We start from the raw sequence: 20194 nt of genomic DNA, 5'->3' as shown, positions 1-20194 counted from the left end.
CATTTATGTGTTGGCCTTGGTCTTTTTCGAACTACATGCACGTTACCTAATATATTGGATTTTGCCCCATCATGCCGTTTGAAGCCATCGACCCGCCACGCCACGGCATGCTGACAGGCCCACGTAAAATCGCTGTTATCGGTGCCGGGATTTCCGGAATGGGGGCGGCGCATATGTTGGCAGACGATCATCACGTCACGATTTTCGAAGGGGAACCACGGCTGGGCGGTCATGCCCGCACCAAGATGGCTGGCAAAAATGGCGATCAACCCGTCGATACCGGTTTTATCGTTTTCAACTATGCCAATTATCCGCATCTGGCCGCGCTGTTCGACGAACTGGATGTGCCGGTCGTGAAATCCAACATGAGCTTTGGCGCGTCGATTGACGGCGGGCGATTGGAATATGCGTTGATGACCATGGATTCGATCTTTGCGCAGCGGCGCAATCTGGCGAACCCGAAATTCCTGCGCATGCTTAGCGATATTTTGCGGTTCAATAATACCGCCACCACAATCGCCCAAGACCGGTCGCTGACCATCGCAGGTTTTCTAAACTCGCTGGGCGCGGGCGAGTATTTTCGCAAATATTATCTGTCGCCCTTGTCCGGCGCGATCTGGTCAACGCCGGTTGAAAAGATCATGGATTTTCCCGCCTATTCGATGATCGACTTTTTCGAAAACCACGCTCTGCTAAGCCATACGGGCCAGCACCAATGGTACACGGTCAAGGGCGGGTCGCAGGAATATGTTAGCCGCTTGGGCACGTCACTGGGCGCGAAGGGCGTTGATATCCGTCTAAGCGCCGCCGTGCAGTCGGTGCGCCGCACGCCCGCCGGGGTCGAGGTGAAATCAAACGGTGGCGATTGGGAAGCCTTTGACGAGGTGGTGTTTGCGACCCATTCCGATGACACATTGGCCCTTCTGTCTGACCCAAGCGCGCAGGAACAAGCGGCATTGGGGGCGGTCAAATACCAACCGAATGATATCGTGCTGCATGCAGATACCAGCATCATGCCCAAGCGCCGCAAAACATGGGCGTCGTGGGTCTATTGCGAGGATAAGGGCCAGCAGTCCGACCGGATTGACCTGACCTATTGGATGAATTCACTGCAACCCATTCCCATGGATGATTTGCATTTTGTGACCCTGAATACCAAACGTCCGATCCGTGAGGAACTGATCTATGATCAGGTCACCCTGCGCCACCCTGTTTATGATATGGCAGCCCTGAACGCCCAAGAACAGGTGCGCGAATTTAACGGGACCAACAACACTTGGTTCTGCGGGGCATGGATGAAAAACGGCTTCCACGAGGATGGTCTCTCTAGCGCGGTCGACGTGGTGCGCGCGATCCGGGGTGATATCCAGGTGCCGCTGGCGGCAGAGTGACGGCTGCCGTCGATCATATAGCAGGGGTCACCTATCACGGGCGCAAAGGCAGCGTTGAAAACGCATTTCGCTATTCGGTGGACTATGTTTTGGTCGATGCCGATGCGCAGCTAGAAACGCCGCTGTTGTTTTCCCGAAATGGTCGCGGGGTAACGTCGTTGCAAGACATCGACCATGGCGGGGACAAGGGCGCAGGGCGCGGTGCCGCGTGGGTGCGCGATGTTCTGGCGCAACATCAAATCGCGGGTGTCACCAAGATCGAACTATTGGCCCAACCGCGGGTTCTGGGGCACGTATTTAACCCCGTCAGCTTTTGGCTGTGCGGCAGGCAAGATGGCGCGCTGATCACAGTGATTGCCGAGGTGTCGAATACATTTGGCGACCGGCACAGCTATCTTTGCCATCACGACGACCTGTCTGAAATTAAACCTGATGATCATCTGCACGCGACCAAAGTCTTTCACGTGTCCCCGTTTCAACCGGTCGAGGGGCGTTATGTCTTTCGCTTTGATATCCGCGAGGATCGCGTCGGCATCTGGATTGATTACACGCAGTCCGAGGGAGGGCTGATCGCGACGCTGACAGGTAAGCGTAAGCCGCTGACCAATGCCGGCATCATGTGGGCCATGTTGCGCAGACCTTTTGGTGCACGGCGTGTGTTGGCGTTGATCCACTGGCAAGCGGTCAAGCTGTGGTGGAAAGGCGGCGGATACAGACCACGCCCCGAGCCGCCACGGCAGGATGTATCAAGGTGACGCAAGCCGCCCCGCATAACTTGCCAGCCTATGCGCTGTTCGCGGCGCTTTTGGCCTCAGCGGGGCTGCCGATCTATATTCATGCGCCGAAGTTTTTTGTTGACGAATACGGCGTTTCTCTCGCGGCATTAGGCTCTGTTTTATTTGGTTTGCGGCTGTTGGACGTGGTCCAGGACCCGTTGCTGGGGCGGTTGTCTGAGCGGCTTAGGAACCATCGCGGGGTGGCGGTCGCCATTGCGAGCGGCCTGATGGCCGTGTCGATGTACGCCTTGTTCGCGGTGTCTCCGCCGCTGCCACCGTTGGTTTGGTTCGCGGTAACCCTGACAGGTGTGTTTTCGTCCTTCAGCTTTCTGATGATCTGTTTTTATGCCCAAGGTGTGGCCAAAGCCGCATCCTTGCCGGGTGCCGGTCATCTGTCATTGGCGCGGTGGCGTGAAACCGGTGGCTTGCTGGGTGTCTGCGCGGCCTCTGTCGCGCCCGTGGGGTTGGGCGCATTTATGGGTGCCCCCTTTGCGGGCTTTGCCGTTGGGTTTGCTGTGCTGGCACTGGCGTCGGTCGTGATGATGCGCAACGAATGGCAACAGGTTGATGCGCCAGCAGCGCCGGGTTTTGCCATTGTCCTGCGGGATCCTGTCGCGCGAATGCTATTGCTGATCGCGCTTTTGAACGCCGCACCTGTGGCGGTATCCTCGACTTTATTCCTGTTCTACGTGGAAAGCGCATTGCAGGCACCGGGCTGGGAAGGGCCGTTGTTGCTGCTGTTCTTTTTGGCCGCCGCCGCCGCGGCCCCGCTGTGGGGCTTTTTGGCCGAACAGCATGGGCCAAAACCGGTTTTGTTGTCCGCAATGGTCCTTGCGATCGTGGCATTCGGCGGCGCATTGTTCCTCAGCACGGGCGATATCGCGCTGTTCGCGCTGGTGTGTATCGGCTCTGGTGCGGCGCTTGGTGCTGATCTGACGCTGCTGCCCGCGATGTTTGCCGCGCGCATGGCCGCAATTTCGCCCTCTGCGGCCGAAGGTTTCGGACTTTGGTCGCTTGTGTCGAAATTCACACTTGCCTTTGCTGCTGTGACGCTACTTCCAATACTGCAGATGTCCGGATTTAGCAGCGACGCCACAGTTCATTCACAATCCGCCATTAGGACATTAATCTGGCTTTATGCGGGGCTTCCCTGCATCCTCAAGCTGCTTGCAATTGGGCTGTTGGCCGGAACCGAACTTGAAAAGGGCAAGAGGTAATGGATTTGGTATTCTTCTTGATCGGTGCCGGATGCGTCATGTGCGTCATGCTGGCCCGCCACTTCATTGCGGGTTTTCCCGCACAGGGGCCCGAGGATTACGCAGACGATCTTAACGTGCTGGACATGCGCAAAGATCTGGACGGAGAGATGGTTTGCGAAGGTGTCATCTTTGGCCCGATGGGGCGGGTCACCAGCACCTTTGTCGCGGATTTCAATGTGCACTGGGACGGCGATATCGCGACGATCAACGAACATTTCACCTATGATGATAAATCGACCCAGGATCGCGTCTGGACTATTCAAATGGGCGAGAGCGGAAACTTTACCGCAACTGCACCCGATGTGCCCGGTGTCGGCAAGGGCTGTAACTCAGGGGCGACGATACAAATCCGCTATCCGATCACACTGCCCGAAGACGTGGGTGGGCATACGTTGCAGACAGTCGATTGGATATACCTGACGCCCGAAGGGACGCTGATCAACCGCAGCCAGTTCCGCAAGTTTGGGTTCAAGGTCGCAGAACTGGTCGCGACAATCCGCAAAAGGGAAACGCAATGAAATCGTGGCAGGGCAAGCGGTACTGGCTGGTCGGCGCAAGCGCGGGCCTGGGAGAGGCGTTGGCCCACAAGCTTAGCCGCGCCGGTGCCGAGGTGATTGTATCTGCACGGTCAGAGGATAAGCTTGCCGAGCTGGTCAAAGCGCTGCCGGGAAAAGCCAGTTTTGAGACCATCGATGTGCAAGATATCGACAGCGTGCGCGCGGCGGCCCAAAACGTGGGCGACGTCGATGGCATCGTGTATCTGGCCGGGGCCTATTGGCCGTTCGGCGCGCAAGAATGGGAAGCAGACCACGCCACGACAGTGATTGATGTCAATTTGACCGGCCTCGTCCGGGTGATGGGCGAAGTCGTCCCCGGTATGGTGCAGAAAAATGCCGGTCACATCGTCATCACATCTAGCCTGACCGCCTTTCGCGGGCTGCCAAAATCAATCGGATATACGGCATCCAAAGCGGGGACGATGTCACTGGCAGAATGCATGTACGCAGATCTGCGCAAGACCGGCGTTCAGGTTCAGGTGATCAACCCCGGCTTCATAAAAACGCAACTAACAGATAAAAACGACTTCAAGATGCCGTTCCTGATGACGCCAGAAGACGCCGCACAACAGACCTTTGATCACATGAACAGCGACCGGTTCAAGAAAAGCTTCCCCTTCACATTCTCGCTGCTGTTCCGCTTTTCAAGGCTGCTGCCGGACGCGCTGTACTTCCGCCTGTTCAGCTAGACCAATCCAAAGCTGTCGTCTTGCGACGACGCTATATCTTTTGCAGGCCCCTTGCTTCTCTGGCTCTTAAATATCCAAAAGATGCTCATTGAAAAGCCGCTTCGCCCGCTGCCAAACCGCTGTGTTCTCCCCAAGCCCCTGCAACGTCGGAAGCAGTTGCGCAGCGTAATCTTCAGAGCTTTCCAGTGGCAGCATTGACGGGAGGTTATCAATCGCGGTGACGTCCAATGGCGGGTTTTCATGAACCCGCAGGGCAGGGGCTTCCCAACTTGTCGCTTCGCTATAGATCGGTACGGGATTGAACGTGCTGTCGGGATCACAGGCGATATCTCCGACCACGCGAAGCTGGCGTTCTGCGGTGAGCGCTGATTTCGGGACAAAGACCGGCGTGTTCGGTCCGGCAAGGATACAGTTAAAGAACAGCGTATGGTTCAGGATTTCCGGAAATGGCCCGCCACTGGCGGTTTCCGCCATATCCCAACCAGTCACAGGAATGCCCAAGCGCTTGCATAGATCCGAGGCACCCGTGCCGACCCGGCCAAGCGCGCCGATCACCAACGCGTCCAGATGGTCCGTATCTAACGGTGCAAGTGCTGTGCGTAATTCATGGGTCAGCTCATCGGCATTGGCTGATGGCGTGATGGGTGCGGCGACTTCGCCACGTGCCTGAGCGGCCCAGCATTTGACAGCAACAGCAGCCCCTGCGAAACCCGCCCAATACCCAAAGGCGGCGACGCGGCGGCCGTCATCATTGGTCAGGTATTCAAGGTCATACAAGGTGCCACCGCCGGCTTTGAAACGTTCGAGCAGGATACGGCCCGCAGATTGCCCTTTGTAGGCATGGCCGAACATGATGTGCCGATGTGTCAGCGGATGGCCGTCGGCGGGCAGCTCTTTTAGGCCAAAGATGATCGCGTCGGATGGCGCATCAGGCCAGCTGAACTGCGGTGCAATTGTGCATCCGACCTGCGCATAGGCGTCGGTGGGGATCACGCGGGTATCTGATGCCTCAACCGTGACCTCAAAGCCGCGTTCTAGCAGGCTCGCCGCGCCTGCGGGGGTGATACCGACACGGGTTTCATTGTCGCGCTGTTCGGCGCGGACCCACAGATGCGTTTGTGTCATAGCATGGCCTTTTCACGGATGGTTTTGACGCTCTGCCGCGCCTCCATATTTGTCATGAAGTGTTGAATTTTCGGGTAGTCTGCGATGCTAACACCGTCGCCTTCCAGCCAGGTGCAGACAACGAACAGATAGGGATCGGCGATGCTAAAGCTTTGCCCCAATACGCTGTCCCCGCGCAGCAGGTGAGTTTCCACATATGTTGCGCAGGCGGCCATGGTCTGGGGCACCATCGCTGTCATGTCGTCAAAGCTGGATTGCTGGCTGGCCCATCTGGACCCGCGCATTTTATGAGCATGGGCGACATGCATGGTCGAAGCCAGATAATACATCGCACTGCGCATATGCGCGGCAAGCGCGGGGTCCGTTGGGATCAGCCCTGCTGACGGGGCCACATCCGCGATATATTCCAGCAACGCCCCAGTTTCGGTCAGGACCGTGCTATCTGACAACACCAATGCGGGCACGCGCCCCTTGGCATTGATCGCCAGATAATCGGGCTGGGTTTGCTCGGCTGATTTGAAATCTACCTTTACCGCCTCATAAGGCAGCCCTGCTTCCTCAAGCGTAAGGGCAACGGCAATCGAAATCGTGCCCGGCGCGTAATAAAGTTTTAGCATTGCCTGGCCTTTCAAATATGGGTTTGCGCGGTGCGCCGGTCTGGCGTGTCAAGATGCGGCACCGCGTTGAAAAGCACCGGCGACCAGTGCCCCCCAATCGGGAAAAGCCGGTGCATCGAGGTGTTCATGATGGCCAAGGCCATGCGTGACATCGCCGGCAGCCCCAGCCCCATCGCCTGCGCCATCGCCATCGAGATTAGCCCCCCGGAGGTGACCACAAGCGCGGGCCCGTCGCCTTGGGCGATTTCCTCAAGGACGGATTGAATGCGGCTTTCAAAGTTGGCGTAGCTTTCGGGAGGGTTGTCGAGATCGTCGTTCTTCCACGTCTCGAATATCAGCGGCAGGTGGGTGCTGAACCCGTGTTGATCTTCAGGGATCGGTATGCCGTGTTGCTGTTCCATAATCGTGGCTAGGGTGAAGTATTCAAGCTCGTTCAGGCGTGCGTCGCGGACGGGCTCAAGCGCTGTGTTCATCCCCTCGGCTGTCTCAATATGGCGGCGCAACGTGCCGGTATAGAGCCGGGTGTGATGTGTCTGAGAATGGCGCAGATGGTCGCCCAGCCATGCGGCTTGCTGATGACCCAGCGGGCTAAGCTTGTCATAGCCTGCCTCGTCTGTGGCACCTGAATTGGCTTGGCCGTGGCGGATAAGGGTGATGTGGGACATTGGCGCGCCTTTTGCTGTTGCAGCTTTGATAGGGAAGGCTGGCACCGGTTGAAAGGGCCGGAGCCTTCGGCGAGGATATTTTTTAGCCAGAGAAGCGGGGGGACGCGTATCGGAAACAACCGTGGCGCAAAATCGGGGTGGGGCGTCGGGATTGTGACTGCCGTCGATTTTCGATGCGGTCTATGCTAAGCAAGCGCGTTGCAGGAGGAACCCCAAATGGCTGAAACAATTTCATTTACGCTGGACGGCGAAAAGGTTGAGGCCGAGGCCGGGATGACCATTTGGGAAGTTGCCAACGGGCGCGGTCTGAAAATACCGCATCTGTGTTATACGCCAGAGCCGGGGTATCGCCCCGACGGCAATTGCCGCGCTTGTATGGTTGAGATCGAGGGCGAGCGGGTTTTGGCTGCATCATGCCTGCGCGAGCCCGCCGAGGGGATGGTTGTGACCACCAACAACGCGCGCGCCGAGAATGCGCGCAAGATGGTGATGGAGCTGCTGGTGACGGATCAGCCGCCGCAAGATGTCGCCCATGATAAGTCGAGCCATTTGTGGGATATGGCAGCGCTTGAGGGGGTTGAGGTCAGCCGCTTTCCCAAGTTGGAAGAGGGGCGCATTCCGCTGCTGGATGACAGCCATGTGGCGATGCGGGTCAATCTGGATGCCTGCATTCAGTGCAACCTATGTGTCCGCGCCTGTCGCGAGGTTCAGGTGAACGACGTGATCGGTATGTCGGGGCGGGGGCATGACAGCTATCCCACCTTTGATATGGCAGACCCGATGGGGGCGTCGTCTTGTGTGGCTTGCGGCGAATGTGTGCAGGCTTGCCCGACCGGGGCCTTGATGGAGGCGACGGTGGTCGATGCCGATCAGGTCGGGGATCGCGCGGATTTCGACAGTGAAGTCGACAGCATTTGCCCGTTCTGTGGCGTGGGCTGTCAGGTGTCGCTGAAGGTCAAAGACGGCAAGATCAAATATGTCGAAGGCATCAACGGCCCGGCGAACGAGGGCCGCTTGTGCGTAAAGGGGCGGTTTGGGTTTGACTATATCCACCACCCGCACCGGCTGACCAAGCCATTGATCCGCCGGGAAGATGCGCCAGCCAAGGGTTTGAATGTGGACCCCGGCAATTGGCACACGCATTTTCGCGAGGCGTCATGGGACGAGGCGTTGGATTTTGCCGCCAATGGCATGAGGAAGATCGGCGGGCGCGGTGTTGCCGGGTTCGGGTCGGCCAAATGCACCAACGAGGAAGCCTATCTGTTCCAAAAGATCATCCGCCAAGGGTTCGGTCACAACAACGTCGATCACTGTACGCGGCTGTGCCATGCGTCATCGGTTGCGGCGTTGATGGAGAATGTCGGATCGGGGGCCGTTACGGCCACGTTTAACCAGATCGAAAACGCCGATGTGGCGATTGTGATCGGGGCAAACCCGACCGAAAACCACCCGGTGGCGGCCACGTTTTTCAAGCAATTCGCAAAGCGCGGTGGCAAGCTGATTGTGATGGACCCGCGGGGCCAAGCGTTGAAGCGTCATGCGTCGCATATGCTGCAATTCCGTCCCGGCACCGATGTGTCGATGCTGAATGCGATCATGCATGTGATCGTCGAAGAGAAGCTGTTCGATCAGCAATATATCGAAGCCTACACCGAGAATTGGGAAATCGAGAAGGCGCATCTTAAGACCTTTACCCCCGAAAAGATGGCCAAGATTTGCGGGATCGAGGCCGAGGTCTTGCGCGATGTGGCACGCACCTTTGCCGGGGCCAACGCCGCGATGATTTTCTGGGGTATGGGTGTGTCGCAGCATATTCATGGCACAGACAATTCGCGTTGCTTGATCAGCCTTGCGTTGATGACAGGGCAAATTGGACGGCCGGGTGCGGGTTTGCATCCGCTGCGCGGGCAAAACAACGTGCAAGGGGCGTCGGACGCGGGTTTGATCCCGATGTTCTTGCCGGATTATCAGCCGGTTTCGGATGATGGTGTGCGGTCGGCCTTTACCGAGGTTTGGAAAAGCGACGATTTCAGCAGTAAGAAGGGTCTGACGGTGATCGAGATCATGGATGCGATCCATGATGGCGACATCCGCAGCCTGTATGTGCTGGGCGAAAACCCCGCGATGTCGGACCCGGATGTGGACCACGCCCGCGATGCCTTGGCCCAACTGGATCATCTGGTGGTGCAGGATATTTTCCTGACGGAAACGGCCAATTTCGCGGATGTGATTTTACCGGCATCGGCCTTTGCCGAGAAGACGGGAACGGTGACGAACACCAACCGTCAGGTTCAGATGGGACGCACCGCCGTGGCACCGCCCGGTGAGGCCAAAGAAGACTGGTGGATCGAGGTTGAGCTGGCCAAACGGCTGGGTCTGGACTGGACCTATACGCACCCCAGCGAGGTGTTTGCCGAAATGAAGCTGAACATGACATCGCTGAACAACATCACATGGGACCGGTTGGAGACAGAGGGCGCGGTGACCTATCCGTCGCTGAGCCCGGTTGACCCGGGGCAGGACATTGTCTTTGGCGATGGTTTCCCGCGCCAAGACGGGCGGGCACGTTTCACACCGGCAAGCATCATTGCACCCGATGATGTGCCGGATGAAGATTATCCGATGATCCTGACAACTGGGCGTCAGTTGGAGCATTGGCACACCGGATCAATGACACGTCGGTCGCGTGTGTTGGACGGGTTGGAACCTGAGGCGAATTGTTCTCTGCATCCATCCACCTTGCGCAAGCTTGGGGTGGCCCCCGGCGAATATGTGCGTTTGTCGACAAAGCGCGGGGCGATTGAGATTATGGCCCGCGAGGACCGCGCGGTGTCGCCTGACATGGTGTTCCTGCCCTTTGCCTATGTCGAAGCGGCGGCAAATATCCTGACGAATCCGGCTGTGGATCCTTACGGGAAAATCCCTGAGTTCAAATACTCGGCTGTGAAGGTCGAGCGGATCGCGGGGGCCGTCGCGGCCGAGTAGCGCGTCGTCTGATTGAGTGCCCTTCGGGCACATGCGATCTATTTTGGGGATGAGGGACGTTGTCCCTCAAACTCCCTAGGATATTTTTGAGCCAGAGAAGATGTGGGGATTTTTGGGTTTGCGAAAGCTGCAGTGATCAGGCCCGGAGGTAGCCGCGTCGTTCGGCGCGGTTGCGGTGACGGTCTGCGGCGCGGGATGCTTCGCGTAGGTTGCTAAAGCATTGCACCACGGCTTTGGGCCGCCCGCCGGCCAACCCCCATTCACGCATCACGGATACTTCGCTGAACAGATTCATCGCGATTTCAACGCGGTAGAACAACCGTCGTTGTGCGGTACTGTTCCGGTAAAGAAGGCATTCGATCATCTTGTGAATCTAGCTGTCATGTCGCGTGTAAAGCAACGAAAAATTGTAATGTCTTGGTCGGTTAGGCGACAGGTTTACGCATGGTGATGCTGGTCGGGTGATCATAACCGGGATGCGCCGTGCGGGCGTGTTCGCTGAACCCTAGCGCCTTGAAGGTCGCGTGATTGTCCATCAATTCGACCCGAGTCTGAAGCTCTAGCGTGGTGAGCCGCATATCACGGGCGCGGTCTGTTGCGAGGTCAATCATGTGGCGCGCGAGGCCAAGGCGTTGCTGGGTCGGTGCGACACAAACTTTGCCCAGATACAGGCTGCTGCGTTTGGGGGTCAGGATCATGCAGGCAACAGGCGGGGCACCGATGCACCAAATCTCGGCCTCGGATGCGGTTCTTTGCAAGGTGCTTTGAGTGACTGTTCCAAGGGAACTGGGTGGGTCGATCCGCCCTTCCATATAGGCAAAGCAGTCGCGCATGAGGGTCAGCAGGTCGGCCAAGGCCGGATCATCAGGACCCATTTGATAGGGGGTCATGTCCATGTCACGTCACCTAAAAAGATATACCCGGCACCGTAAATTGTTTTGATCAGCTGCGGGTTTTTGGGGTCTTCGCGCAGCTTGGTGCGCAGGCGGGAAATGCGGACATCCATGGCGCGATCAAAGCTTTCTGACGCCACGCCGCCAAGGCTGGATTGCATCTGTGCACGGCTGATCAGGCGCTTGGGCGCGTCCAGAAACAGGCGCAAAACCTCGCCTTCGGCGTGAGAGAATGTGGTTTCGGTGCCTGCTTCGTCTTCCAGCGTGTAGCGCTCGAAATGGGCGGTCCAGCCGTTGAATGTCGCGACATTGCCTGTCTTGGTTGCGGGTTTGACGCTGCGCATACGGGCGCGGATGCGCGCGACAACCTCGGCCGGGTCGAAAGGTTTTATGATATAGTCATCGGCCCCAAGCTCAAGCCCGGTCACCCGATCCTGTACCTGCGCGCGGCCCGAGATAATGATGACGATCGCACCGCGCTCTAACGCCAAGCGGTGCACCAGCGTCAGCCCATCGGTATCGGGCAAGGACAGATCGACAAGGCAGACATCGGGCGTATGGGTCGCCAGTGCGGCCTCGAACGCGCGAGCGCGGCCAAAGCTGAGGGTATCAAACCCGGCCTCTTCCAAGACATCTGCCAGCAGGCTGCGGATTTCTGGTTCGTCGTCCAGAATGGTGACAAGGGGGCGGGTCATTGGGCGGCCATTCCTTCGGGCGTGATCAGCGCGGTCAAATCTTTCAAATCAAACGGTTTGCGCAAGACGGGGGCAAGGGTTTGCGCCTTGAGAAACAACGGGTCATCTGCGGGAAGCGATGTCATCAATACCATGGGCGGTGCATCTGGTCCCAAACGTTGTGCCAGATCAAGGCCGGTTGCTTCCCCCATCAGTTGGATGTCGGACAGCACCAGCGATATATCGGGCAAATCGGCAAGCAAGGCGGTGGCTTCGTCCGCGCTGGATGCCTCGATCACGGAGTGGCCCATGCCCATCAGCATATCGCGCACCAAGGCGCGCAAATCGTCGGCGTCTTCGACAAGCAGCACCAAACCTGTCGTCGCAGGCACGGCAATGCGGTAAGGCAGCCGCATGGTAACCTGTGCACCGGTGGGGGTGTTTGACAGCCGCAAATCACCCCCGGCTGATTTCGTCATGTCATAGACCATGGGTAGCCCAAGGCCCGACCCTTCGGCCCCTTTGGTGGTGAAAAAGGGCGCGAAACCGTGTTCCAGCGCGGAGGCGGAAAACCCCGGGCCGTCATCCCGAAGGATGAATTCGATCCATGTGTCATGGACCAGCCGCACCTCAAGCGTGATCACACCCGCCATACCGCAGGCGTCGCGGGCGTTCAGAATCAAATTCAGCAACCCGTCTTGCACCAATCCGCTGTCCAGCAACACAGGGTGATCGGGCATTTGATTGTTGATGTGCAATTCGACGGCTTTCGGCAGCGTTGGTTTGGCCAACAGGCTAAGGTCAGACAGCATGCTGTCGATCATTGTGGCCGTAGGGCGCAGCGGGCGGGCACCAGTCATATCCGCAATCGTGCTGAGCAGGGCACCGCCGCGCCGTGCGGCAGCCAAGGTGCCTTCGATCAGGGGGGCGGCAGCGGCGGGCAAGGCATCTATACGGCCCAGTCGGGATTGCAGCCCCAGAATAATGGTCAGCAGGTTCGAGAAATCATGCGCGAGGCCGGAAATAACCTGCGCTGCGGATTCGCGCCGCCGGGTTTGTTGCAGGGCGGTCCGGTTTTGTGTTTCTTCGGTCACATCCATCGACAGAATATAAACACCGCCGTTGTGATCGGGGGTAAAGGCACCACGGATGCGGCGGGCGCTGGCCTCATCCGTAAACTCGACAATTGATTGCTTGCCCGCATAGGCCTGCGTCAAGGACGGGGTGATGCTATCGTGGGCTTGGGGGCCCAAAATCTCGCGAATTGTGTGTCCGACCAGTTCGGTGGGCCGCCCGGGCATCACCGCAGACAAGCGGCGGTTGGAATAGGTATAGCGGCCTTGGGCATCCACATGCGCAATATGCGCGGGCATCATTTCGGTGGTCAGACGGGTGCGCGCCTCTGACAGGGTTAACTGGCGCTTGGCCTCTTCCAGCGCGCTGTTCATCGCGGCCAGTTCGCGGTTGGTCGCGGCCAGCTCTTCGGCATGGGCGATGACCTGACCAGACAGCGCGTCCGAGCGGGCGCGCAACAGCGCCTCTTGCTGCTTGGTGCGTGAAATATCGGTATAGACGGTGACCCAACCGCCTTGGGGCAGGGGTGATCCTTCGACCGAAATCGTGCGGCCATTGGCGCGGGTGCGTTCCATATAATGCGCCTCGAACGCGCGGGCCTGAACAACACGTTCCGCCACAAATGCGTCGACGTCGGGCACATCACCATATTCACCGGCCTTTGCCAGATGGGTGATTGTTTCCTGAAACGTCGCGCCGGGTGTCACAAACGCGGACGGCAGATTGAACATTTGCTGGAACGGCGCATTGCACAGGACCAGCCGTAAATCCGCGTCGTAAATGGTTAACGCTTGGGCGATCAGGTTCAGCCCGGCAGCGGTCATCGCGCTTGTTTGCGTGTCGTTGAACTGCATCTGATCCCCCTTTCGTCGGTCAATGGCTATCACCATCCTTGGGGCTGCGCAAAGCCCGCGCAGGCAAAACGAACCCTGTAACAATTCGTAAGGATTGAGCAATCATTAAGAATAAGTTGACGCACAGACTGCGATCAACATCATGGTACGACATCAGAATCGCACCAGCGATCGACCTGCCGATAAAGAGCAGGACTTGGGAGGAAGATATTTGGCTTACAAGCTTGTAAGCGCCGACGGACCACAGTCCGTGCCGGCGCTGCTGCATCGCAATGCAGAGCAATTCGCGAACGCGCCTGCGTATCGCGAAAAGGAATTTGGTATTTGGCAAAGCTGGACCTGGTCGCAAACGCGCGACGAGGTCGAAGCGCTTGCCCTTGGCTTGCTTGAGCTGGGCGCCAAGGAAGGTGATTTCATCGCCATCATCGGCCGCAACCGCCCCTATCTATATTGGGCGATGATGGCCGCCGAGATGGTCGGGGCGGTGCCGGTGCCGCTGTACCAAGACGCCAACGCCGAAGAAATGGCCTATGTGCTGGATCATTGTGGCGCGCGGTTTGTCGTGGCAGGGGATCAAGAGCAGGTCGATAAGGTGCTTGAGGTCCAAGACAAGCTGACCCAATTCGAACGCATCATCTATCTAGATCCACGCGGTTTGCGCAAATATGACCACGGCGCATTGAACCAATACGTTGCCGTGCAAGACATGGGCCGCAAGGCACGTGACAAGCATATCAAAGAGCTTGAGGCCCGTCAGGCCAAGCTGAATTACGACAGCACTGGCGTGATGCTGTATACGTCAGGCACCACGGGCAAGCCCAAGGGCGTTGTGCTGAGCAACCGCAATATCATCGAGACGGCCAAGTCGTCCTCTGAATTCGATAAGCTGCGCCAGACTGACGACATCCTCGCCTATCTGCCGATGGCTTGGGTTGGCGATTTCATCTTTTCGGTGGGTCAGGCGATGTGGACAGGGTTTTGTACCAACTGCCCCGAATCCGCTGACACGATGCATGTCGATCTGCGCGAAATCGGACCGACTTATTACTTTGCCCCACCGCGGGTGTTTGAAACGCAGCTGACCAGCGTGATGATCCGGATGGAGGACGCGAGCCGTTTCAAGAAATGGCTGTTCGACCGCTTTATGAAGGTCGCCCGCAAAGTTGGCCCGGACATTCTGGATGGCAAACCCGTCGGTTTGATGGACCGTTTGAAATACGGTCTGGGCGAGTTGATGATCTATGGCCCGCTGAAAAACACGCTTGGCCTAAGCCGCGTGCGGGTGGGCTATACGGCGGGTGAGGCGATCGGGCCTGAAATCTTCGACTTCTACCGCTCGCTTGGGATCAACCTGAAGCAGCTTTATGGTCAAACCGAAGCGACTGTGTTCATCACGGCGCAGCCCGATGGTGAAGTGCGCAGTGACACGGTTGGTGTGACCTGCCCAGGTGTCGAGCTGAAGATCGCCGATAATGGCGAGGTGTTTTATCGCAGCCCCGGCGTTTTCGTTGAGTATTACAAGAACCCCGAAAGCACGGCAGATACCAAAGATGCCGAAGGCTGGGTCGCCACGGGCGACGCGGGCTTTATCGAGGAAAGCACAGGCCATCTGCGCATCATCGACCGTGCCAAGGATGTGGGCAAGATGGCCGACGGCAGCTTGTTTGCGCCGAAATACGTTGAAAATAAGCTGAAATTCTTTCCGAATATTCTTGAGGCGGTTGTCTTTGGCAATGGCCGCAACGAATGCACGGCGTTCATCAATATCGACCTGACGGCGGTGGGGAACTGGGCTGAGCGTAACAATATCGGCTATGCGTCCTACCAAGAACTGGCGCGGCATCCGCAGGTGATGGACCAGATCCAAAGCCATGTGGAAGAGGTCAACGCATCCATCGCCGAAGACGAGATGCTGTCGGGCTGTCAGGTGCACCGCTTTGTTGTGCTGCACAAGGAACTGGACGCTGATGACGGCGAACTGACACGCACACGCAAAGTGCGCCGCAAGGTGATCGGAGAAAAGTTCGAAGACATCATCAACGCACTTTATGATGGATCACCGTCGGTCAGTACGGTCACGGAAGTGACCTATGAGGACGGGCGCAAAGGGTCGATTGCGGCCACATTGGAAGTGCGCGATGCCAAAGTATTCGCAGACAATCGCAAGAAGGCCGCGGCATGAACATCATGAGCGGCGCGTTCGGGCGCAATGGTTGCGCAGTGGATTTTAAGACCATTTGGAAAGAGGGTGTAGCATGAAGGATCAGGCTGACGGCTACGTCACAGCGGATGGTCGCCAGATCGGCCCGGTGGTGATGGAGATGAAAAACATCACCCTGCGGTTCGGCGGTGTGGAGGCGATCAAGGATATTTCGCTGGATATTCGCGAAGGCGAAATTCGCGCAATCATCGGGCCGAACGGCGCGGGGAAATCCTCGATGCTGAACGTGATCAGCGGGTTCTACGTCCCGCAGGATGGCGAAGTTTGGTACAAGGGCGCGCGTCGCGCACCGATGAAACCGTTTCAGGTCGCCCAGCAGGGCATTGCCCGCACGTTTCAAAACATCGCCCTGTTCGAGGGGATGAGCGTTCTTGATAACGTCATGACCGGCCGTTTGACCCATATGGAAACCGGCCTGTTCTGGCAGTCCCTTTGGAAGGGCAAGGCGGAGCGCGAAGAGACCGCGAACCGCGAAGTCGCCGAGAAGATTATCGATTTCCTTGAGATTCAGGCGATCCGCAAAACGCCGGTTTCACGTCTGTCCTATGGTTTGAAGAAACGGGTCGAACTGGCCCGCGCCTTGGCCGCCGAGCCGTCGATCTTGCTGTTGGATGAACCGATGGCAGGCATGAACGTCGAGGAAAAAGAGGACATGAGCCGCTTTATTCTGGATGTGAATGACGAATTCGGAACAACGATTGTCCTGATCGAACACGACATGGGCGTGGTCATGGACCTAAGCGACCGTGTGGTCGTGATGGATTACGGCAAAAAGATCGGCGACGGCACACCGCATGACGTGCGCAACAACCAAGACGTCATCGACGCCTATTTGGGGGTCGCACATGATGACTGATTTTGACCTAAATTTTGCGAATTGGAGGGTCTGATATGCCTGAGCAACTGGCATTTGCCCTAGAGGTAACCGCGAACGGTTTGATGGCGGGGGTGCTTTATGCGCTTGTCGCGTTGGGCTTTGTTCTGATTTATAAAGCATCCGGCATTTTCAACTATGCCCAAGGGGTTATGGCGCTTTTTGCGGCCTTGACCTTGGCCGGTATCATTGACGGTCAGGTGCCGTTTAGCCACTTGATCAACGCCATATTTGGCACCGATGTGCATCACTTTGGTTGGAACGTTCCGGCGTTTCTGGCGATTTTGCTAACAATGGTGGTGATGATCGCGCTGGCCTATGCCGTGCAGCGGTTTGTGTTTCGCCATCTGGTCGGGCAAGAGCCGATCATCCTGTTCATGGCGACCATCGGCTTGGCCTATTTCCTTGAAGGCGTCGGCGATCTGATGTGGGGGTCTGACATCAAATCGATGGATGTGGGGCTGCCGCAGGGCATTAACACATGGATCGATGAGACCACGTTCGAGTTCCTCGGCTACGGGTTCTTTATCGATAACCTTGATATCGTAGCGAGCATCATCGCGGCGTTGCTGGTCGTCGGTTTGGTGATGTTTGCGCAATACACCAAGCAGGGTCGCGCAATGCGGGCTGTGGCGGATGACCATCAGGCGGCGTTGTCGGTCGGTGTGTCGCTGAACTTTATCTGGATCCTTGTGTGGTCGCTGGCGGGGTTTGTTGCCCTTGTGGCGGGTATCATGTGGGGCACGAAATCAGGTGTGCAGTTTTCGCTGTCGCTAATCGCGCTTAAGGCGCTGCCAGTGTTGATGCTGGGCGGGTTCACCTCGATCCCCGGTGCCATCGTGGGCGGCTTGATCATCGGCGTGGGTGAGAAACTGTTCGAATTCCTGATCGGTGCGCCTTTCCTTGGCGGTGCGACTGAGAACTGGTTTGCCTATATGTTGGCGCTGATTTTCCTAGTGTTCCGTCCGCAGGGCTTGTTTGGGGAGAAGATCATTGAACGGGTGTAGTCACGGCAATCGTCGGACCGGGGCGTTGCCCCGGACCCCAGGATATAAAACCATTTGGAATGAGGGGCGCATCTGATGCTTTATCGTGAATCAGGGGATTTCAGCTCCACCTATGCAGAAGACAGCCAGACGTTTCCGATCAAGTTTGACCGGTATCGCTATTACTTTGTGCTGTTCATCGCCATTGCCGTGATCCCGTTTATGATCAACGACTATTGGGTAAATTCGCTTTTCCTGCCGTTCCTGATCTATGCCATTGCGGCGATCGGGTTGAATATTCTGGTGGGATATTGCGGTCAGGTCAGCTTGGGTACTGGTGGTTTCATGGCTGTGGGGGCTTATGCCTGCTACAAGCTGATGACCAGTTTCCCGGATGTTAGCATGCTGGTGCATGTATTGCTGTCCGGCCTTATCACAGCGGCGGTTGGCGTGCTGTTCGGTTTGCCGTCACTACGGATCAAGGGGTTTTACCTTGCGGTTGCAACATTGGCGGCGCAGTTCTTTCTTGTGTGGCTGTTTAACCGGGTGCCGTGGTTTTACAACTATTCGGCGTCGGGTCAGATCAGCGCACCTGAGCGCACATTCTTGGGCATCAACATCACCGGTGCGAATACCCAAGCTTGGGCGACATATCTGTTCTGTCTGATGTTTGTGATTTTCAGCGCCTATGTGGCCCGTAACCTGACCCGCGGGTCGGTGGGGCGCAAATGGATGGCGATCCGCGATATGGACATCGCGGCCGAGATCATCGGGGTGAACCCGCTGCGCGCCAAGCTGACCGCTTTTGCTGTATCGTCGTTCTTTATCGGTATTTCAGGCGCGTTGTTCTTTGCCATCTATCTGGGCGCGGTCGAGGTCGGCGAAGTGTTCGGCATTCAGAAATCATTCCTCGTGCTGTTCATGATCATCATCGGCGGGCTGGGATCGATCTTTGGCAGTTTTGCCGGTGCCGCGTTTCTGGTGCTGCTGCCTGTGGTGCTGAAAATCGTTGGTGTGGATTGGCTGGGCTGGCCCACAGATATCGTGGCGCATTTGCAGCTTGTGATCGTCGGGGGCCTGATTATCGTGTTCCTGATCGCAGAACCGCACGGCCTTGCCCAACTGTGGCGCGTGGCCAAGGAAAAACTGAGATTGTGGCCCTTCCCGCACTAGGGGGTGGCACATGGCGAGGGAGGAGAAACCTTGCCGAAGCAGACGACCGGGAAAACCCGGCACGATCGGACATATCCAAGGGAGGAAACACCGATGAACATGAAACTGAAACTGACCACACTGGCGCTTGGCGTCACGCTGGCCGCAGGCCCCGCAATGGCAGAGCTTGTCTTTCCATCGCTGAGCTATCGCACCGGTCCTTACGCCGCTAACGGCATTCCGTTTGCGGATGGCTACGCGGATTATTTCACCCTGCTGAATGAGCGCGATGGCGGCATTGGCGGCGAGCCGATCCGCATGATCGAATGCGAAACCGGCTATAACACCGAAAAAGGTGTGGAATGCTATGAAAGCACCAAGGGCGAAGGCGCGTTGGTCTATCAACCGCTGTCCACAGGCATCACTTATCAGCTGATCCCCAAAGCGACGGCGGATGGCATTCCTGTCCACTCGATGGGCTATGGCCGGACCTCTGCCAAAGACGGTTCCGTGTTCAAGAACGTCTTTAACTATCCTGCGAACTATTGGGATGGCGCATCTGTCGCGATCAAGCACCTGCTGGACGTGAACGGTGGCAGCCTTGACGGCAAAAAGATCGCATTGGTTTACCACAACTCTGCCTATGGCAAGGAACCAATCCGCACGCTGGAAGAACTGAGCAAAAAGCACGGTTTTGAATTGTCCTTGCTACCCGTTGACCACCCCGGTCAGGAGCAGAAATCGCAGTGGCTGCAGATCCGTCGTGAAAAGCCGGACAATGTGATCATGTACGGTTGGGGCGTTATGAACCAGGTTGCCGTTCAGGAAGCCGCAAACATCCGCTACCCAATGGACCAGTTCATGGGCATCTGGTGGTCCGGTTCTGAAAACGACGTGCGTCCTGCTGGCGAAAAGGCCAACGGCTACAAAGCGTTGACGTTCCACAACGTGGGCGATGACTTCCCGGTATTTGACGACATCCAGAAATATGTTGTCGATTCCGGCAAAGCGGCCGGTGCAGGCGACCAAATCGGTACAGCTTTGTACAACCGTGGTCTTTACGCTGCGATGCTGGCCGCCGAAGCTGCAAAAACAGCCCAAGGTATCCACAACACCAAGGCGCTGACACCTGCACAAATGCGTGACGGTATGGAAGCATTGGAGATCACCGAAGCGAAGATGGCCGGATTGGGCCTGCCGAACTTTGGTCCCGAGTTCTCGGTCTCTTGTGAAAACCACGGCGGTAACGGCCTTGTTGCTGTATCCCAGTGGGATGCCGCTGCCGACAGCTGGAGCTTGATCACAGGCTACGAGCAGTCCGACCAAGACGTGCTGACACCGCTGATCGCAGAAGACGCGGCTGCATTCGCAGCTGAATCCGGTATCACGCCGGGCTGCTAAG

18 protein-coding genes are annotated in these 20194 nt (G+C 57.4%); 11 read left to right on the top strand and 7 right to left on the bottom strand.

Annotated elements, in window-relative coordinates; translation table 11 throughout:
- The first annotated feature begins 71 nt into the window (after positions 1-71).
- From AADJ11_RS00170 to AADJ11_RS00150, 5 genes are read left to right on the top strand one after another with little or no spacing between them, the layout of a single operon-like run.
- The gene (locus AADJ11_RS00170; RefSeq protein ID WP_341232542.1) at positions 72-1391 is read left to right on the top strand and encodes an FAD-dependent oxidoreductase; all 1320 of its coding nucleotides are present in this window, start codon (positions 72-74) and stop codon (positions 1389-1391) included.
- Positions 1388-2146: a DUF1365 domain-containing protein gene (locus AADJ11_RS00165; protein WP_341232541.1), complete on the top strand. Its 759-nt coding sequence runs from the start codon at positions 1388-1390 to the stop codon at positions 2144-2146. Before AADJ11_RS00170 ends, AADJ11_RS00165 begins: the two co-directional genes overlap by 4 nt.
- On the top strand, positions 2143-3384 hold the full coding sequence (locus AADJ11_RS00160) for an MFS transporter (protein WP_341232540.1): 1242 nt from the start codon (positions 2143-2145) through the stop codon (positions 3382-3384). The genes AADJ11_RS00165 and AADJ11_RS00160 overlap by 4 nt, the downstream gene beginning before the upstream one ends.
- On the top strand, positions 3384-3944 hold the full coding sequence (locus AADJ11_RS00155) for a DUF3833 family protein (RefSeq protein WP_341232539.1): 561 nt from the start codon (positions 3384-3386) through the stop codon (positions 3942-3944). The genes AADJ11_RS00160 and AADJ11_RS00155 overlap by 1 nt, the downstream gene beginning before the upstream one ends.
- Positions 3941-4672, top strand: a complete 732-nt coding sequence (locus AADJ11_RS00150) for an SDR family NAD(P)-dependent oxidoreductase (protein WP_341232538.1) — start codon at positions 3941-3943, stop codon at positions 4670-4672. The genes AADJ11_RS00155 and AADJ11_RS00150 overlap by 4 nt, the downstream gene beginning before the upstream one ends.
- A 66-nt stretch (positions 4673-4738) precedes the next feature.
- On the opposite strand, the gene AADJ11_RS00145 is transcribed toward AADJ11_RS00150, so the two are convergent.
- From AADJ11_RS00145 to AADJ11_RS00135, 3 genes are read right to left on the bottom strand one after another with little or no spacing between them, the layout of a single operon-like run.
- Complete coding sequence (locus tag AADJ11_RS00145; protein WP_341232537.1) at positions 4739-5797, bottom strand: saccharopine dehydrogenase; 1059 nt, start codon at positions 5795-5797, stop codon at positions 4739-4741.
- Positions 5794-6414 (bottom strand): glutathione S-transferase family protein, encoded by a 621-nt coding sequence (locus tag AADJ11_RS00140; RefSeq protein ID WP_341232536.1) that lies wholly within the window; start codon positions 6412-6414, stop codon positions 5794-5796. Before AADJ11_RS00140 ends, AADJ11_RS00145 begins: the two co-directional genes overlap by 4 nt.
- An 11-nt stretch (positions 6415-6425) precedes the next feature.
- Complete coding sequence (locus tag AADJ11_RS00135) at positions 6426-7079, bottom strand: histidine phosphatase family protein (RefSeq protein ID WP_341232535.1); 654 nt, start codon at positions 7077-7079, stop codon at positions 6426-6428.
- Between the two features lie 216 nt (positions 7080-7295).
- On the opposite strand from AADJ11_RS00135, the gene fdhF reads away from it, so the two are divergent.
- On the top strand, positions 7296-10064 hold the full coding sequence (gene fdhF, locus AADJ11_RS00130; protein ID WP_341232534.1) for a formate dehydrogenase subunit alpha: 2769 nt from the start codon (positions 7296-7298) through the stop codon (positions 10062-10064).
- A gap of 136 nt (positions 10065-10200) precedes the next feature.
- On the opposite strand, the gene AADJ11_RS00125 is transcribed toward fdhF, so the two are convergent.
- The 4 genes from AADJ11_RS00125 to AADJ11_RS00110 all read right to left on the bottom strand — a co-directional run bounded on the left by AADJ11_RS00125 (position 10201) and on the right by AADJ11_RS00110 (position 13559).
- Complete coding sequence (locus AADJ11_RS00125; protein WP_341232533.1) at positions 10201-10428, bottom strand: WGR domain-containing protein; 228 nt, start codon at positions 10426-10428, stop codon at positions 10201-10203.
- Between the two features lie 61 nt (positions 10429-10489).
- Positions 10490-10960 carry a GNAT family N-acetyltransferase gene (locus AADJ11_RS00120; RefSeq protein ID WP_341232532.1) on the bottom strand — a complete coding sequence of 157 codons (471 nt, stop codon included), beginning with the start codon at positions 10958-10960 and terminating at the stop codon, positions 10490-10492.
- Entirely contained in the window at positions 10951-11652 is a 702-nt protein-coding gene (locus tag AADJ11_RS00115; protein ID WP_341232531.1) for a response regulator transcription factor, read from the bottom strand. The genes AADJ11_RS00120 and AADJ11_RS00115 overlap by 10 nt, the downstream gene beginning before the upstream one ends.
- Entirely contained in the window at positions 11649-13559 is a 1911-nt protein-coding gene (locus tag AADJ11_RS00110; RefSeq protein WP_341232530.1) for a PAS-domain containing protein, read from the bottom strand. The genes AADJ11_RS00115 and AADJ11_RS00110 overlap by 4 nt, the downstream gene beginning before the upstream one ends.
- 211 nt (positions 13560-13770) lie before the next feature.
- On the opposite strand from AADJ11_RS00110, the gene AADJ11_RS00105 reads away from it, so the two are divergent.
- The 5 genes from AADJ11_RS00105 to AADJ11_RS00085 all read left to right on the top strand — a co-directional run bounded on the left by AADJ11_RS00105 (position 13771) and on the right by AADJ11_RS00085 (position 20193).
- The gene (locus tag AADJ11_RS00105; RefSeq protein WP_341232529.1) at positions 13771-15741 is read left to right on the top strand and encodes an AMP-binding protein; all 1971 of its coding nucleotides are present in this window, start codon (positions 13771-13773) and stop codon (positions 15739-15741) included.
- A 73-nt stretch (positions 15742-15814) separates the two neighbouring features.
- Positions 15815-16636: an ABC transporter ATP-binding protein gene (locus AADJ11_RS00100; RefSeq protein WP_219580385.1), complete on the top strand. Its 822-nt coding sequence runs from the start codon at positions 15815-15817 to the stop codon at positions 16634-16636.
- Between the two features lie 35 nt (positions 16637-16671).
- Complete coding sequence (locus AADJ11_RS00095) at positions 16672-17661, top strand: branched-chain amino acid ABC transporter permease (protein WP_341232528.1); 990 nt, start codon at positions 16672-16674, stop codon at positions 17659-17661.
- A gap of 75 nt (positions 17662-17736) precedes the next feature.
- Positions 17737-18813 carry a branched-chain amino acid ABC transporter permease gene (locus AADJ11_RS00090; protein ID WP_341232527.1) on the top strand — a complete coding sequence of 359 codons (1077 nt, stop codon included), beginning with the start codon at positions 17737-17739 and terminating at the stop codon, positions 18811-18813.
- A gap of 99 nt (positions 18814-18912) precedes the next feature.
- Positions 18913-20193: an ABC transporter substrate-binding protein gene (locus AADJ11_RS00085; RefSeq protein ID WP_341233635.1), complete on the top strand. Its 1281-nt coding sequence runs from the start codon at positions 18913-18915 to the stop codon at positions 20191-20193.
- Position 20194: the final 1 nt, after the last annotated feature.

Source organism: uncultured Sulfitobacter sp. (genome assembly GCF_964021855.1).
In the GTDB taxonomy this organism is placed as follows: Bacteria; Pseudomonadota; Alphaproteobacteria; order Rhodobacterales; family Rhodobacteraceae; genus Sulfitobacter.
This window is presented reverse-complemented; position numbering and strand designations above follow the sequence as displayed.

Excerpts from the sequence above, each read along its gene's own strand:
- AADJ11_RS00140 (WP_341232536.1), bottom strand. The coding sequence starts at position 6,414 with ATGCTAAAACTTTATTACGCGCCGGGCACGATTTCGATTGCCGTTGCC.
- AADJ11_RS00085 (WP_341233635.1), top strand. The coding sequence starts at position 18,913 with ATGAAACTGAAACTGACCACACTGGCGCTTGGCGTCACGCTGGCCGCA.
- AADJ11_RS00150 (WP_341232538.1), top strand. The coding sequence starts at position 3,941 with ATGAAATCGTGGCAGGGCAAGCGGTACTGGCTGGTCGGCGCAAGCGCG.
- fdhF (WP_341232534.1), top strand. The coding sequence starts at position 7,296 with ATGGCTGAAACAATTTCATTTACGCTGGACGGCGAAAAGGTTGAGGCC.
- AADJ11_RS00135 (WP_341232535.1), bottom strand. The coding sequence starts at position 7,079 with ATGTCCCACATCACCCTTATCCGCCACGGCCAAGCCAATTCAGGTGCC.
- AADJ11_RS00120 (WP_341232532.1), bottom strand. The coding sequence starts at position 10,960 with ATGGACATGACCCCCTATCAAATGGGTCCTGATGATCCGGCCTTGGCC.
- AADJ11_RS00100 (WP_219580385.1), top strand. The coding sequence starts at position 15,815 with ATGAAGGATCAGGCTGACGGCTACGTCACAGCGGATGGTCGCCAGATC.
- AADJ11_RS00110 (WP_341232530.1), bottom strand. The coding sequence starts at position 13,559 with ATGCAGTTCAACGACACGCAAACAAGCGCGATGACCGCTGCCGGGCTG.
- AADJ11_RS00145 (WP_341232537.1), bottom strand. The coding sequence starts at position 5,797 with ATGACACAAACGCATCTGTGGGTCCGCGCCGAACAGCGCGACAATGAA.
- AADJ11_RS00090 (WP_341232527.1), top strand. The coding sequence starts at position 17,737 with ATGCTTTATCGTGAATCAGGGGATTTCAGCTCCACCTATGCAGAAGAC.
- AADJ11_RS00155 (WP_341232539.1), top strand. The coding sequence starts at position 3,384 with ATGGATTTGGTATTCTTCTTGATCGGTGCCGGATGCGTCATGTGCGTC.
- AADJ11_RS00170 (WP_341232542.1), top strand. The coding sequence starts at position 72 with ATGCCGTTTGAAGCCATCGACCCGCCACGCCACGGCATGCTGACAGGC.
- AADJ11_RS00125 (WP_341232533.1), bottom strand. The coding sequence starts at position 10,428 with ATGATCGAATGCCTTCTTTACCGGAACAGTACCGCACAACGACGGTTG.
- AADJ11_RS00095 (WP_341232528.1), top strand. The coding sequence starts at position 16,672 with ATGCCTGAGCAACTGGCATTTGCCCTAGAGGTAACCGCGAACGGTTTG.
- AADJ11_RS00115 (WP_341232531.1), bottom strand. The coding sequence starts at position 11,652 with ATGACCCGCCCCCTTGTCACCATTCTGGACGACGAACCAGAAATCCGC.